Consider the following 13,078-nt stretch of genomic DNA (forward strand, 5'->3'; position numbering starts at 1 on the left):
AGGACGACGCGTAGAGAACGCAGAGAGAGTTGCGGCTGAGAGGCTTTGCGAGCGACGAGCAGGTCTGTCGCGGCTCTCGGGGTGAGAAATCATGGATGAGGAGCCGCAGGATGCGGATTGGTTGCATCCGAGACAGAGGCTCGCGCATCTCGTAGAATGGAACGACATGAAGATTCACATCCCCACACCGCTACGTGCGTACACCGAGAAGCAGGAAACTGTTTCGGTCGGCGGCACGACCGTGGCCGAAGGGCTTGAGGAGCTGACGAAGGCCTATCCGGCCATGCGTGCACACCTCTTCACTCCCGAAGGCAAGCTGCGGAGCTTCGTCAATGTTTATCTTGAAGACGAAGACGTCCGCTATCTCCCGGAGAAGGAAGCAACTGCTGTTGCTGCCGAAGCCGAACTCACGATTATCCCCTCCATCGCTGGCGGCTGTTGTAGCCTGCCCGCTGAAGGCTGTTGTCGCTAGCTCCCAGTAGCCGCGAGAACCCTCAGCAACCCCGCTTCCCTCTGTTCACCATTCATCGCCTGCGCGCACTGAGACAAACGCTTTTACGGCGTTCGGATCAGAGCGAATCGCCCCACAAAAGGAACGCCATGCCAGCCACGTTTGAAGCACCGACGACCGCCGAGCTGCCGAAGCTCTCTAACGAAGAAATCGCCCGCTACTCGCGGCACCTGATCCTGCCGGAAGTGGGCATGGAAGGCCAGCAGAAGCTGAAGGCCGCGAAGGTGCTCTGCGTGGGTACGGGTGGCCTGGGTGCGCCGCTGGCGCTGTACCTGGCCGCGGCCGGTATCGGCACGATCGGCCTGGTGGACTTTGACGTGGTCGATGAGTCGAACCTGCAGCGCCAGATCATCCACTCGCAGTCGACCGTCGGCAAGCTGAAGGTCGACTCGGCGGAGATCATGCTGAAGGGGTTGAACAAGAACGTCAACGTCATCAAGCACAATACGATGCTGACCTCGCACAACGCGCTCGAAATCTTCAAGGATTACGACGTGATCGCGGACGGCACGGACAACTTCCAGACACGGTACCTGGTGAACGATGCCTGCGTACTGACCGGCAAGCCGAACGCTTATGGCTCGATCTTCCGCTTCGAGGGACAGGCTTCTGTCTTCGCTACGGAAGAAGGCCCGTGCTATCGCTGCCTGTATCCCGAACCGCCGCCTCCGGGGCTGGTTCCGAGCTGCGCGGAAGGTGGCGTGCTCGGCATCCTGCCGGGTCTTGTCGGCGTCATTCAGGCGACGGAAGTGATCAAGCTGGTGCTCGGCATCGGCGAGCCGCTGGTTGGCCGTTTGCTGCTGGTGGACGCGCTGAACATGGGCTTCCGGACACTGAAGCTGCGCAAGAACCCCGAGTGCCCGGCCTGCGGCACGCGTGAGATCAAGGAACTGATCGACTATGACCAGTTCTGCGGAATCGCACCGCCAACCTCGACCGGACCGCTTGAGGTTTCCTCGCATGGCTCTGTCGACCAGGGCGCGAACGTCGTCGACGGCATTCCGCAGGTGACGGTGGAAGAGTACAAGGCGCGTCTGGACAAGGGCGACAAGCCGTTCCTGCTGGATGTGCGTGAGACGCACGAGTACCAGATCTGCAACCTGGGCGCGCCGCTGATTCCGGTAGGCCAGGTAGGTTCGCGACTGAACGAAATTCCGGTTGGCAAGGATGTAGAGATTCTCGTCCATTGCAAGTCGGGCGGGCGTTCGCAGAAGGCGGCGCTGGAGCTGAAGGCTGCAGGCTTCACGAACGTGAAGAACCTTGCGGGCGGTATTACGGCATGGGCGGATCGCATCGATCCCAGCGTGCCAAAGTACTAAGTTGTTTTGCAGTAAAAGCGGCAGCCGGAAACGGCTGCCGCTTTTTTGTGTCTGCGCCTTTCGGAGATTCGGTCAGTGCTTCAAGGCGGGTTTCAGCGGCTTGAGACTGCCGTCGGTCTTGCCGGGCTTCAGGTTGAGTATCTTTGCGACGAAGTCGTAGACGTCGACGTTATCGAAGCTCGGCAGCTTGATGCCGGGCTGTACGTCGGGGCCTTCGGCGTAGAAGATCGCCTTCATCTCAGGCGTCGCGTGCGCGTTGAAGCCGTGGCTGCCGATGTACCCGTGGCCGTGGTTGGAGGGATGCCACGAGACGCTGTACGGAGCGTTGGGGATGACGACAGGGTCACCTTCGCGCGGGTTGGTGCGGAAGTGCAGCTCCTTCGGCGTGTTTTTGCGGCGATAGACGCGGAAGCGAGGGTCGTTCTTCGCCGCGAGCTGCTTGTAGATGCGCTGCGTCTCGGCCTCGGACGAAGGGTAGATGTAGGGGCCGGAGGTGCGGACGTTCTTGATGTCGACGAGGGTATCGAGCACGACGGGCGTGGGGTCGAGCTTGATCATGCCGTGGTCGGCGGTGACGATGAGATCGACGGGGAGGCCGGTGGCTTTGAGCTTTTCGCGGAGCTCGCCGATGAGTTCGTCGACGTGATGGACGGCCTCTTTGGCTTCGGGAGAGTCCGGGCCGAAGTGGTGCCCGGCGTCGTCGGTGTTGGAGTAGTAGAGCGTGAGGAAGTGCGGGCGCTCGGCCTCGGGGAGTTGCAGCCACTGGATGATCTGCGCGACGCGTTTGTAGTCGTCCAGCTTGCCGTCGAAGTGCAGGTAGAAGGACGGGCGCTTTCCGCCGATCTCAGCCTCAGAGCCCGGCCAGAAGAAGCAGGCGGAGCGCATTCCCTGCTCTTCTGCGAGCACCCAGAGTGGAGTGCCGCTGTACCAACTGCCGTCGCTGTTGGTTTTGGAGTCGGCGAAGAGGTAGCGCTGCTTGCGGGTGGGGTCCCAGAACTCCATACCGACGATACCGTGGTGCTCGGGGCGGAGACCGGTGACGAGCGTGTAGTGGTTCGGGAAGGTCACCGAGGGGTAGGACGGCAACATGCCGTCGGGCGTGCTGGCGCCGTCGGCAGCCATCTCGTCGAGATGCGGCGCGCCGTGCTCGCGGGCGTAGTCGTAGCGGAAGCCGTCGAGCGAGACCATGACGACGTAGTGCTTTGCCAGTGTCGCGGCGGCGTTTGGTGGGTTTTCCACGTGAACGACCGGCGTGACGTCCTGCGCAAAAACGGCACTGCTCGCCATCCCGGTGAGCAGTGCGATGGCGAGCAATGAGCGATGCATGAAGGCTCCTGAAGAGGGCTGTTAGTCGGTTTGGTGATCGTCGCTGACGAGGAGCTGCATGGCCAGGGGTGGCTCGATGGAGAAGTCAAGTTTCGACATCTCGTCGACAGCGGCTTCGATCTTGGAACGCAGGCAGGGCTCCGTGGTGACGACGAACGGAAGGCGGTCGGCGGGGTACCCACGATGCTGCAGCAGCGAATCAATATTGATGCCGTGCGCCGCGAGCACGCCGGCGATGGCAGCCACGATGCCGGGCTTGTCGCTGACGATGAAGCGCAGGTAGTATGGCGCGATAACGTCGCCGCTGACGGGGAGCTTCTGCGCCGGGAAGAGCACCTGACCGGCACCAGCCGAGACGCTGAGCACATCGCTCATGACTGCGACAGCGGTGGGGTGACCGCCTGCTCCGTGGCCGCTGAAGACGACGTCGCCGCCGAACTGGCCGCTGGTGACGACCATGTTCTGCGTGTCGTGCGACCAGGCGATGGGGAGCTTGGTGGGGATGAGCATGGGGCCGACGCGGGCGTAGACCTTTTCGCCGTCGCGCTCTGCGCGGGAGACCTGGCGAATAGTGCAGCCGAGCTCCTTGGCGTAGGCGAAGTCGATGGCGGAGACGGTGGAGATGGTCTGCGCGGGGACGTCGTCCGGGTTGAGCTCGGCGCGGAGAGCGAGGCGCGAGAGCACGCAGAGCTTGGCGCGAGCGTCGAAGCCGTCGACGTCCGCAGAGGGGTTGGCCTCGGCGTAGCCAAGTTGCTGCGCGGTCTTGAGGACGTCGGCGTACTCGGCTCCGGCTTCCATCGCGCTTAGGATGAAGTTGCAGGTGCCGTTGAGGATGCCGGAGATGCGTGTGATGCGGTCGCCGCCCAGCCCGGCAACGAGGCCGGGGATGACCGGAACGCCGCCAGCGACGGCTGCGTTGTAACGAAGCTGCACGTTGCTCTCCGCAGCGAGCGCGATGAGCGTTTCGCCGCGATAGGCGATGAGCTGCTTGTTCGCGGTGACGACGTGCTTGCCTGCGCGAACGGCAGCGGAAAGCCACTGCTCGATGGGCTCGAGGCCGCCGATGAGTTCAACGACGACGTCGACGTCGTCTGCGGTGATGACTTCGGCAGCGTCAGAGGTCCATTTTGCGTCAGACGGAACGAACCTGGCGCGCTCGTGCGAACGCTTGCGTTCGACGTCGCGGTTGAAGACGCGCGTGATGCGGATGTCTGCTCCGCTCGCTGCGAGCACCTCGGCAAACGAGCTGCCGACTGTGCCAAACCCCAACAGACCTACGCGTAGCGATTTCGTTGCGTGCATTTCGTACTCCACCTTTTAGTACTTAGTACTCCACCTTGAACGGGCTCTTGTCCCAGGCAGCAAAACTCTCCCAGGCTTCTTCGGGCAAAAGACGATGCATCGGCACTTCGCGCTCTTCGATAGGAAGGCGAAGCTGCTCGTAGAACGCAGCGTCGTCGAAGCCGATCTTTGCAGCTTCGGCAGCGCCGTTGCCGTAGTAAATTTTGCCGATGCGCGACCAGAGAATCGCGGCCAGGCACATGGGGCAAGGCTCGCAGCTGGTGTAGATCTCGCAGCCCTGGAGGTCGAAGGTTGCCAGCAAGGTGCAGGCGTTGCGGATCGCGGTGACTTCGGCGTGCGCGGTCGGATCGTTGGAAGAGGTGACGCAGTTTGCGCCGGTGGCCACAACTTCGCCGTTTTTGACGATGACTGCACCGAACGGGCCGCCACGGCCACTGGTTACGTTTTCTGTGGCCAGATCGATGGCCTGCTGCATGAAACGAGAGTCTGGGTGAGGCTGGCTCATGGCGTGCAATATCCAATCCGGCCTTCCGGATGTGTCAACGGCGCAGTCTGGAAGGCATAATCAAGACTAAATGGTACACGCTATCCGCAGTCGTCGTGTCGTTACGCCCGAGGGCGTTCGTGATGCCGTCGTCGTTCTTGACGGCGAGTGCATTGTTGCCGTGAAGGCCGCTGAAGAGCTTGCGCCGGATGTGCCGGTGGAAGACCTTGGCGATGTCGCGCTGCTGCCCGGGCTGATCGATGCGCATACGCACATCAACGAGCCGGGACGCACAGAGTGGGAAGGCTTTGTGACCGCTACACGCGCAGCCGCAGCAGGTGGGTTCACCACCGTTGTCGACATGCCGCTGAACTGCCTGCCAGAGACGATTGATGTTGATGCGCTGGAAACGAAGCGTGAAGCGGCGAAAGGGAAATGCCTGATCGACTATGCGTTGTGGGGCGGTGCCGTAGATGGCAACCAGCTTTCGATTGAACCGCTGGCGCTCGATGGCGTGCCGGGCTTCAAGTGCTTTCTGATTTATCCCGGCTGCGATGGCTTTACGTCAATTGATCGCGTGAACCTGGAGCAGGCGTTGCCACACATTGCGAAGACAGGCCTGCCTCTGCTGGTCCATGCAGAGCTGGCGGCGCCGATTGACGCGGCGGTGGCAGAGTTGAACGCGAGCGGAGCGAACTGGCGCGAGTACAAGACGTATCTTGCGTCACGACCCGATGCGGCCGAGTTGCAGGCGATTGAGATGCTGCTGGAGCTTTGCCGCCAGTACAAGTTCAAGCTGCACATCGTGCACCTGGCTACAGCGGAGGCTTTGCCCATGCTGGTAGCCGCCAGGCAGGAAGGTCTGCCCGTGACGGTGGAGACTTGCCCGCATTATCTGCACATCAGCGCCGAGCAGATCGCCGATGGAGCGACGCAGTTCAAGTGCGCGCCGCCGATCCGGTCGGACGCGAACCGCGAGAAGCTTTGGCAGGCGCTAGTCGACGGCACGCTGGATTTGATCGCCACGGACCACTCGCCGTGCCCGCCGGAGATGAAGCGATTGACGGTGACAGAACCGGGGCAGGAAGCCGGTCGCTTCGACGAAGCGTGGGGAGGCATCGCTTCCCTTTCGACGGCTCTGCCAGTGCTTTGGACGGAGTGCGCGAAGCGTGGGTTGACGCTGGAGCAGCTGGCAAAGTGGACGTCGCTGGGCCCGGCGCAGCTTGCAGGGTTGGCGACGGAGGTTGGCTCGATTGAGCCGGGCAAGCACGCAAACTTTGTCGCGCTGGATACGGAGGCGAGCTTCGTCCTGCGCGAGGAGGACCTGCATTATCGGCACAAAGTATCGCCGTATCTAGGCGAAACGTTGCAGGGCGTGGTGCGCGCGACGTGGCTGCGCGGCGAAAAAATCTACACCAACGAGAGCGGTGAAGCTGTGTTCGCCGACACAAACAAGGGGCGCGAGTACGCGCTATCCTGTGCACTCAACTAAGCTGGAACGCATGGCGCTGAACTTTACCCCATCCTCGAACCCGATTCTCGAAGCCTGGAACCGCACAGAGCAAGATACGGCCATGCATACGATCCTGCCATGCAACGGCTCACAAGCGTGGGCCATTGGCGTGGTGAATGAGTATCCGTACGACACACCGGAAGAGCTTTTTGCTTCCGCCGATAAGGTCTGGTGGTCGCTGAGCGAGAAGGACTGGCAGGAGGCGTTCGACTCGCATCCTCGCATTGGCGAAGCGAAGGCCAAGGCTGCGACGGAGAAGTCGCTGACGTGGAGCGAAGGCGAACAGGCTGCAGCGAACCCGGATGCTGCGGTCAAGGCGAAGCTTGCGGAGGCGAACAAGGAGTACGAGCAGAAGTTCGGCCGCATCTTCATCGTTTGCGCCACGGGCAAGTCTGCCGCAGAGATGCTGGCAATTCTGGAAGCCCGCATGAGCAACGATGCGAACACGGAGCTGAAGGAAGCCGCGGAGCAGCAGCGGCAGATTACACAGCTTCGCTTGCGCAAGTGGCTCGAGCTTCCGCTGAATTACGGCACAATGTCGAAAGGAGCCAAGTAACGATGGGTCTTTCGACGCACATTCTGGATACCAACCTGGGACGTCCTGCAGCCAACGTTTCGTTGACGCTTTCGATCCTGCATAACGATTCGTGGAATGAGATCGGGCGAGGCTTTACCGATATCGACGGCCGTTGCAAGACACTGCTGGGCGATGCTCCGCTGGAAGTGGCGGTGTACAAGGTGCGCTTTGCGACGAGCGAGTACTTCGCCGCGCAGCATATGTCGGGCCTTTATCCCTTTGTTGAAATCGTCTTCACGGTCCGGCAGCCGGACCAGCATTACCACATACCGCTGCTGTTGAGCGCTAACGGATACTCCACCTACCGAGGAAGCTGACGAAACATGGCAATCGCAAAACTCTCCGACAATCGTTACGGCAAATCGCTGGTGCGCGTGATGCGCGTGACCAAGCATGAAGATCATCACGACCTCGATGAGTGGACAGTTCAGATTCTGCTCACGGGTGACTTCGAGACCGCGCATACCGAAGGCGATAACGTAAATATTCTGCCAACGGACACGATGAAGAACACGTGCTACTTCGTGGCGAGCGAGTCCAAGGCCGAGTCCATCGAAGAGTACGCGATGGCGCTGGTGGACTACATCCTGACGCGCCAGTCGCACATCTCCGGCGCGGAAGTGATTGTGAAGTCGCACCTGTGGAAGCGCATGAAGGTGAACGGCGAAGAGTATCCGACGGCGTTCCTGCGCGGATCCAACGAGGTGCAGACGACGCGCGTTTCGCGCACGCAGGGCGGCACGTTTGAGATCGTCAGCGGACTCGATGGCCTGAACGTGCTGAAGACAACGCAGAGCGGCTTTGTCGGCTATATCAAGGACCATCTGACGACGCTGCCGGAGACGACCGATCGCCTCTTCGGCACGGTGGTGAAGGCCGAGTGGCCGTATACGGCGAAGGCCATTGCCGAAGGCATCGACTTCAACAAAGTGCGCGAGCATCTGCGCGAGGTGATGGTGTCGACATTTGCCAAGCATGACTCGCTGAGCGTGCAGCAGACGCTGTTCCAGATGGGTGAGGACGCGCTGGCGCACACGGACATCATCGACTCGGTGTACATGCTGATGCCGAACAAGCACAACCTGCTGATCGACCTGAAGCGCTTCGGGCTCGACAACCCGAACCACATCTTCGTACCGACGGATGAACCGCACGGCACGATTGAAGCGACGATCGTTCGCGGATAAATAACACGGATAAATGGCGCGGATAAATCGCAAGCAACTGCAGGCAGATGGCTCCCCGTGTGGGAGCCATCTGTCGTTTGCGCGCAGTAGAATGTGTTGCACATGATGACTCACGAAGAACGCGCTGCCCGCATCATCAGCCGCTGCCGCGAGCTGGCCCGCATCACCGATGTCGAGGGCGAGACGACCCGGCTGTTTCTTTCGCCAAAGACGCGCGATGCGCACACGCTGCTCTCGTGGTGGATGCGCGAGGCGGGTCTCGAGGCCCGGGTGGACGATATCGGCAACGTTCGCGCGGTGCGTGCGGGTGAGTCAACGGATGCTCCGACGCTGGTGCTTTACTCGCACATCGACACCGTGCCGAACGCAGGTGCGTTCGACGGGCCGCTGGGCGTGATTCTTGCGTTGGAAGCGGTTGCCGCCGTAGGGGGCACAGCGCTTCCGTTTGCGATTGAACTGGTGGCGTTCAGCGAAGAAGAGGGCGTGCGCTTTGCGTTTCCGTTCCTCTCGTCACGGGCGGCTACAGGGCAGCTAGCCGCAGAGCATCTGGCTCGCACAGACAAAGATGGCGTGAGCGTGAGCGAGGCTCTGCTGGCGTTCGGGCTTGATCCCGCACAGATTGCCGAGAGTGCACCGTTTGCCGCGAATGCGTTTGCGGCTCTCGAAGTTCACATTGAACAAGGGCCTGTGCTGGAGGCCGAGAACGCGTCGCTGGCGGTGGTGGAAGCAATCGTTGGCCAGTCGCGGCTGCAGTTGACGTTTGAAGGCGCGGCCAACCATGCGGGCACGACGCCCATGGCGCTGCGCCACGATGCGCTGGTGGCTGCGGCAAAGTTCATCGTGGAGGTAGAAACCTATGCGAGCAACTACAAGCAGCTTGTGGCCACGGTGGGTCACGTTGAAGCGTTGCCGGGAGCGATGAACGTTGTGCCAGGCACAGTGCATTGCACGCTGGATGTGCGGCATCCGAAGGATGATTCCCGTCATGCAGCGGTGGCGCATCTGCTGACCAAGGCGCAGGCTGCGGGCGAGCTGCATGGCGTGAAGGTGAATGCGACGCTGCTGAGCGAGCAGCGCGCAGTGCCGATGGATGCAGCGCTGACGCAGAAGCTGCACAACGCTGCCGAACGCTCCGGGCACGATGCCCTGCAGCTGTTCTCGGGCGCAGGACACGACAGCATGATCGTTGCGACGAAGCTGCCGACGACGATGTTGTTTGTGCGTTCGCCGGGCGGTGTGAGCCATAATCCTGCGGAAGATGTGCGGCAGGAAGATGTGGCTGCGGCACTTGAAACGGTCGTCAACTTCCTGATGCACCTGCATCCGCACGCCTGAGGCTATACTTTTCCCCTATGCATCATCTTGGACACACGACCAGCTCGAACAAGCGCGATCATCTGCTGCTTTCGCCCGACACCTTCATCCGCACGCCGATGCCGGGCATCACGGGTGGCTTTGCCATCGTGCATGTCGCGCCGCAGGCCGGCGCAGCATTCACGCAGATGACGGTGGAGCTGGAGCCGAACGGAACGTTAAGCGAAGGCCCGACGCAGCGCCTGGTGTACGTGCTGGAAGGCAAACTGACGCTGCAGGAGCCGAGCCAGCGCAAGCTGCATCAGCTGACGGCGGGGTCGTACGCGTATCTGCCGACGGAGCATCCACACACGATTACAGCGAAGACCAAGGCAAGGCTGGCGGTGATCGACAAGCCGTTTCTGCCGCTGGAGACGGAGCCGAATCCGGAGTTCTTCGTGGGCCGCGAGCAGGATGTAAAGCCGACGGCGTTGAACGGCGATCCTGACCTGGAAGTCCGCGCGCTGCTGCCGGACTCTGCACGCTTCGACTTTGCCTGCAACACCATGACGTATCAGCCGGGCGCGTCGCTGGCGCAGGTTGAGATCCACTACATGGAGCATGGGCTGCTGATGCTTGAAGGTGGCGGGATTTATCGGCTAGGGGATAGCTGGTACCCGACGCAGGCCGGCGACTTTATCTGGATGGGGCCGTACTGCCCGCAGTGGTTCGGCGCGATTGGCAAGAAGCCCGCGAAGTACCTCATCTACAAAGATTTCAACCGCCACACGCTGGCGTAGACACTGCGAGCTTTCTTCTAACGATGAACCTGACGATCAATACCGACCGCCTTCTCGCTGAGCTGCATCACCTTGCGACGATCACCGACTGCCCGCCGACGACAGACACCTCGCTGCCCGAGCCGACACAGGCCGTGACGCGCATCGTGTTTACGCCGCGCGATCTGGAAGCCCGTGCCTGGCTGAAGAAACTGGCGGCCGATGCAGGTTTTACCGTGCGTGAAGATGCTGTCGGCAACACGTTTCTGCGCTGGGAAGGCTCCGAGCCTGCTCTGGGCGCGGTGGGAACGGGGTCGCATACGGACGCGATTCCCCATGCCGGGATGTATGACGGCACGGTGGGCGTGCTGGGTGGGCTGGAAGCGATGCGCGCGTTGAAGGAGTCGGGCTTTGTGCCGCGACGCTCGCTGGAGACGCTGATGTTTACCAGCGAAGAGCCAACGCGTTTTGGCATCGGCTGCCTGGGTTCGAGGTTGCTCGGCGGCGTGCTTGATCCCGCTGCGGCCGATGCGTTCCCCGATCGCCTGGGCGAGACCCAGCCGGACGCCGAGAAAGGCCTGACGCTGGCGGACGTTCGCCTGCAGGCAGGCTTCAGAGGGTCGCTGGAGAGCGTGAAGCTGCCCGAGGGCTACTACGACTCGTGGGTGGAGCTGCACATTGAGCAGGGGCCGCTGCTGGAGCGCGATGGCGTACAGCTTGGCGTGGTGACAAACATTGCAGCGCCGGCGAGCTACCGCTACACCGTCGAAGGATTTGGCGGACACGCCGGAGCACTGCTGATGCCGGACCGGCGCGATGCGCTGACGGCTTCGGCAGAGTTGATTCTGGCGGTCGAGCGGTTTACGCGTGAGGCCAATGCTGCGGCGAAGGCCGAGGGTAAGTCGGGCGTGGATTCGGTAGCGACGGTCGGCAAGGTCGACATCTTTCCGGGTGCGGTGAACTCGGTTCCCTCGCGAGCGCAGTGGATGCTGGATATTCGCGATACGGACGTGGCTCGCCGCAACGGCACGATGCAGCGCCTGCGAGGCGAGATCGCACGCGTCGAAGCGGAGCGCGGCGTGAAGATTACAGAAGAGACGATCAACGCCGATGAGCCGTCGCACAGTGGCGCGAAGATTCTGGATGCGCTGGAAGCGGCCTGCGCGGCCGAAAACGCGAGTTTCCAGAAGATGGTTTCGCGGGCGTATCACGACTCCAACTTCATGGCCCGTGTAGCGCCGATTGCGATGCTCTTTATCCCGTGCCGCAACGGAGTTTCGCATCGTCCGGACGAGTATTCGACGCCAGAACAGATTGCGCTGGGCACTCGTGTGCTCGCGCGCACGATGGCCAAACTTGCCAGTTAGGCTGTACGCGCTACACTTGGTTGCAGTTACCCATGCCTATTGAGAGCCGCAATCCCGCAAACGGACAGTTGCTTCGCAGCTTTGACCCGCTGAACGCTGAACAGATCGAAGCCAAACTTGCACTGGCGGCGGAAGCAGCAAAGCGTACCGAGCGAATGGAAGACCGCGTCTTCTGGATGAAGCGTCTGGCGGTGCTGCTGGAGCAGGACCGCGACGATCTGGCCGCCATGATGACCGCCGAGATGGGCAAAACCATCGTTTCGGCGCAGCAGGAAGTGGAGAAGTGCGCGGCGTGCTGCCGCTTCTACGCCGAACACGCTGCCGGCTTTCTTGCACCGGAACACATCGCCACCGAACGCTCGGCGAGCTACGTGCGCTGGGACCCGCTGGGCGTGGTGCTGGCCGTGATGCCGTGGAATTTCCCTCTGTGGCAGGTCTTCCGCTTTCTGGCCCCGGCGTTGATGGCCGGGAACGTTGGGCTGCTGAAGCATGCGAGCAACGTGCCGCAGTGTGCGCTGGCGATTGAAGCGTTGGTACGCCGTGCTGGTTTCCCGCGCGGCTGCTTCCAGACGCTACTGGTCGAAGCCCGGCAGGTGGAGATGGTGCTGGCCGATGCCCGCATTGCGGCGGTGACTGTGACCGGCTCAGAGGCTGCTGGACGCGCCGTAGCGGCGCAGGCAGGCTGGCTGATCAAGAAGACGGTGCTGGAGCTTGGCGGCTCCGATCCGTTCATCGTGATGTCTTCGGCTGATCTCGACGAAGCCGTGATGAACGCCGTGAAGGCGCGCACGATCAATAACGGACAGTCGTGCATTGCGGCGAAGCGCTTTCTGATCCACGAGAGCGTTTATGACGCGTTCGTGAAGCGGTTTGTCGAGGCGTTTGACAAGCTGCGCGTGGGCGACCCGATGCGCGAAGAAACAGACATTGGTCCGCTGGCGACAGCGACGATCGCCGAAGAGCTTCATGCGCAGGTGAGTGCAGCGATTGCGGTAGGCGGGCGTGTGCTGACCGGCGGCGAGCGCATGATCGGCGTCGGAAGCTTCTTTGAGCCGACGGTAATTTCGGAGATTCCACGCACGGCGACGGTGGCACGCGAAGAGACCTTTGGGCCGCTGGCGTTCCTCTTCAAGATCACGTCCGCAGAAGACGCTATTGCACTGGCGAACGATACGCCGTTCGGGCTGGGAGCAAGCTGCTGGACGAAGGATGTGCGCGAGCAGGAAGCGTTTGCCGTGGGCATCCAGGCCGGTTCCGTGTTCTTCAACCTGCCCGTGGCGAGCGATCCTCGCCTGCCGTTTGGCGGGGTGAAGCGTTCGGGCTATGGCCGCGAACTGGCTGCGGCCGGAATGCGCGAGTTCCTGAATGCAAAGACGGTCGTAAAGGCCTAAGCAAGAGCACAACGACGAAGGGCGCGATC

13 protein-coding genes are annotated in these 13,078 nt (G+C 61.8%); 10 read left to right on the forward strand and 3 right to left on the reverse strand.

The window, feature by feature from the left end:
* The first annotated feature begins 166 nt into the window (after window positions 1–166).
* Window positions 167–472: a MoaD/ThiS family protein gene (locus tag PW792_13270; protein MDE1162896.1), complete on the forward strand. Its 306-nt coding sequence runs from the start codon at window positions 167–169 to the stop codon at window positions 470–472.
* A gap of 128 nt (window positions 473–600) precedes the next feature.
* Window positions 601–1,830 (forward strand): molybdopterin-synthase adenylyltransferase MoeB, encoded by a 1,230-nt coding sequence (gene moeB / locus PW792_13275; protein ID MDE1162897.1) that lies wholly within the window; start codon window positions 601–603, stop codon window positions 1,828–1,830.
* A 72-nt stretch (window positions 1,831–1,902) separates the two neighbouring features.
* Here moeB and PW792_13280 read toward each other — a convergent pair whose 3' ends face one another.
* From PW792_13280 to PW792_13290, 3 genes are read right to left on the reverse strand one after another with little or no spacing between them, the layout of a single operon-like run.
* Window positions 1,903–3,156 (reverse strand): ectonucleotide pyrophosphatase/phosphodiesterase, encoded by a 1,254-nt coding sequence (locus PW792_13280; GenBank protein ID MDE1162898.1) that lies wholly within the window; start codon window positions 3,154–3,156, stop codon window positions 1,903–1,905.
* A 21-nt stretch (window positions 3,157–3,177) separates the two neighbouring features.
* Window positions 3,178–4,458 carry a homoserine dehydrogenase gene (locus PW792_13285; protein MDE1162899.1) on the reverse strand — a complete coding sequence of 427 codons (1,281 nt, stop codon included), beginning with the start codon at window positions 4,456–4,458 and terminating at the stop codon, window positions 3,178–3,180.
* A 22-nt stretch (window positions 4,459–4,480) separates the two neighbouring features.
* Window positions 4,481–4,963 carry a nucleoside deaminase gene (locus PW792_13290; GenBank protein MDE1162900.1) on the reverse strand — a complete coding sequence of 161 codons (483 nt, stop codon included), beginning with the start codon at window positions 4,961–4,963 and terminating at the stop codon, window positions 4,481–4,483.
* 70 nt (window positions 4,964–5,033) lie between these two features.
* Here PW792_13290 and allB point away from each other — a divergent pair, with 70 nt between their 5' ends.
* The 8 genes from allB (at window position 5,034) to PW792_13330 (ending at window position 13,049) form a co-directional block, all read left to right on the forward strand.
* Complete coding sequence (gene allB, locus PW792_13295; GenBank protein ID MDE1162901.1) at window positions 5,034–6,434, forward strand: allantoinase AllB; 1,401 nt, start codon at window positions 5,034–5,036, stop codon at window positions 6,432–6,434.
* A 10-nt stretch (window positions 6,435–6,444) separates the two neighbouring features.
* Window positions 6,445–7,011 carry a 2-oxo-4-hydroxy-4-carboxy-5-ureidoimidazoline decarboxylase gene (gene uraD / locus PW792_13300; protein MDE1162902.1) on the forward strand — a complete coding sequence of 189 codons (567 nt, stop codon included), beginning with the start codon at window positions 6,445–6,447 and terminating at the stop codon, window positions 7,009–7,011.
* A 2-nt stretch (window positions 7,012–7,013) separates the two neighbouring features.
* Complete coding sequence (gene uraH / locus PW792_13305) at window positions 7,014–7,349, forward strand: hydroxyisourate hydrolase (protein ID MDE1162903.1); 336 nt, start codon at window positions 7,014–7,016, stop codon at window positions 7,347–7,349.
* Window positions 7,350–7,355: 6 nt separating this feature from the next.
* Window positions 7,356–8,219 carry a urate oxidase gene (gene pucL / locus PW792_13310; protein MDE1162904.1) on the forward strand — a complete coding sequence of 288 codons (864 nt, stop codon included), beginning with the start codon at window positions 7,356–7,358 and terminating at the stop codon, window positions 8,217–8,219.
* Between the two features lie 102 nt (window positions 8,220–8,321).
* The gene (locus PW792_13315) at window positions 8,322–9,554 is read left to right on the forward strand and encodes an allantoate amidohydrolase (GenBank protein ID MDE1162905.1); all 1,233 of its coding nucleotides are present in this window, start codon (window positions 8,322–8,324) and stop codon (window positions 9,552–9,554) included.
* Window positions 9,555–9,571: 17 nt separating this feature from the next.
* Window positions 9,572–10,312, forward strand: coding sequence for a (S)-ureidoglycine aminohydrolase (allE, locus tag PW792_13320; GenBank protein ID MDE1162906.1), 741 nt, complete (start codon window positions 9,572–9,574; stop codon window positions 10,310–10,312).
* A 23-nt stretch (window positions 10,313–10,335) separates the two neighbouring features.
* Window positions 10,336–11,658, forward strand: coding sequence for a M20 family metallo-hydrolase (locus tag PW792_13325; protein MDE1162907.1), 1,323 nt, complete (start codon window positions 10,336–10,338; stop codon window positions 11,656–11,658).
* A gap of 32 nt (window positions 11,659–11,690) precedes the next feature.
* Window positions 11,691–13,049 (forward strand): NAD-dependent succinate-semialdehyde dehydrogenase, encoded by a 1,359-nt coding sequence (locus PW792_13330; protein ID MDE1162908.1) that lies wholly within the window; start codon window positions 11,691–11,693, stop codon window positions 13,047–13,049.
* Window positions 13,050–13,078: the final 29 nt, after the last annotated feature.

It is taken from the genome of Acidobacteriaceae bacterium (assembly GCA_028283655.1).
In the GTDB taxonomy this organism is placed as follows: domain Bacteria; phylum Acidobacteriota; class Terriglobia; order Terriglobales; family Acidobacteriaceae; genus Granulicella.

What these genes read in the sequence shown, in the direction of transcription:
- PW792_13270 (MDE1162896.1), top strand. Translation starts at nt 167, where the DNA reads ATGAAGATTCACATCCCCACACCGCTACGTGCGTACACCGAGAAGCAG.
- moeB (MDE1162897.1), top strand. Translation starts at nt 601, where the DNA reads ATGCCAGCCACGTTTGAAGCACCGACGACCGCCGAGCTGCCGAAGCTC.
- PW792_13280 (MDE1162898.1), bottom strand. Translation starts at nt 3,156, where the DNA reads ATGCATCGCTCATTGCTCGCCATCGCACTGCTCACCGGGATGGCGAGC.
- PW792_13285 (MDE1162899.1), bottom strand. Translation starts at nt 4,458, where the DNA reads ATGCACGCAACGAAATCGCTACGCGTAGGTCTGTTGGGGTTTGGCACA.
- PW792_13290 (MDE1162900.1), bottom strand. Translation starts at nt 4,963, where the DNA reads ATGAGCCAGCCTCACCCAGACTCTCGTTTCATGCAGCAGGCCATCGAT.
- allB (MDE1162901.1), top strand. Translation starts at nt 5,034, where the DNA reads ATGGTACACGCTATCCGCAGTCGTCGTGTCGTTACGCCCGAGGGCGTT.
- uraD (MDE1162902.1), top strand. Translation starts at nt 6,445, where the DNA reads ATGGCGCTGAACTTTACCCCATCCTCGAACCCGATTCTCGAAGCCTGG.
- uraH (MDE1162903.1), top strand. Translation starts at nt 7,014, where the DNA reads ATGGGTCTTTCGACGCACATTCTGGATACCAACCTGGGACGTCCTGCA.
- pucL (MDE1162904.1), top strand. Translation starts at nt 7,356, where the DNA reads ATGGCAATCGCAAAACTCTCCGACAATCGTTACGGCAAATCGCTGGTG.
- PW792_13315 (MDE1162905.1), top strand. Translation starts at nt 8,322, where the DNA reads ATGATGACTCACGAAGAACGCGCTGCCCGCATCATCAGCCGCTGCCGC.
- allE (MDE1162906.1), top strand. Translation starts at nt 9,572, where the DNA reads ATGCATCATCTTGGACACACGACCAGCTCGAACAAGCGCGATCATCTG.
- PW792_13325 (MDE1162907.1), top strand. Translation starts at nt 10,336, where the DNA reads ATGAACCTGACGATCAATACCGACCGCCTTCTCGCTGAGCTGCATCAC.
- PW792_13330 (MDE1162908.1), top strand. Translation starts at nt 11,691, where the DNA reads ATGCCTATTGAGAGCCGCAATCCCGCAAACGGACAGTTGCTTCGCAGC.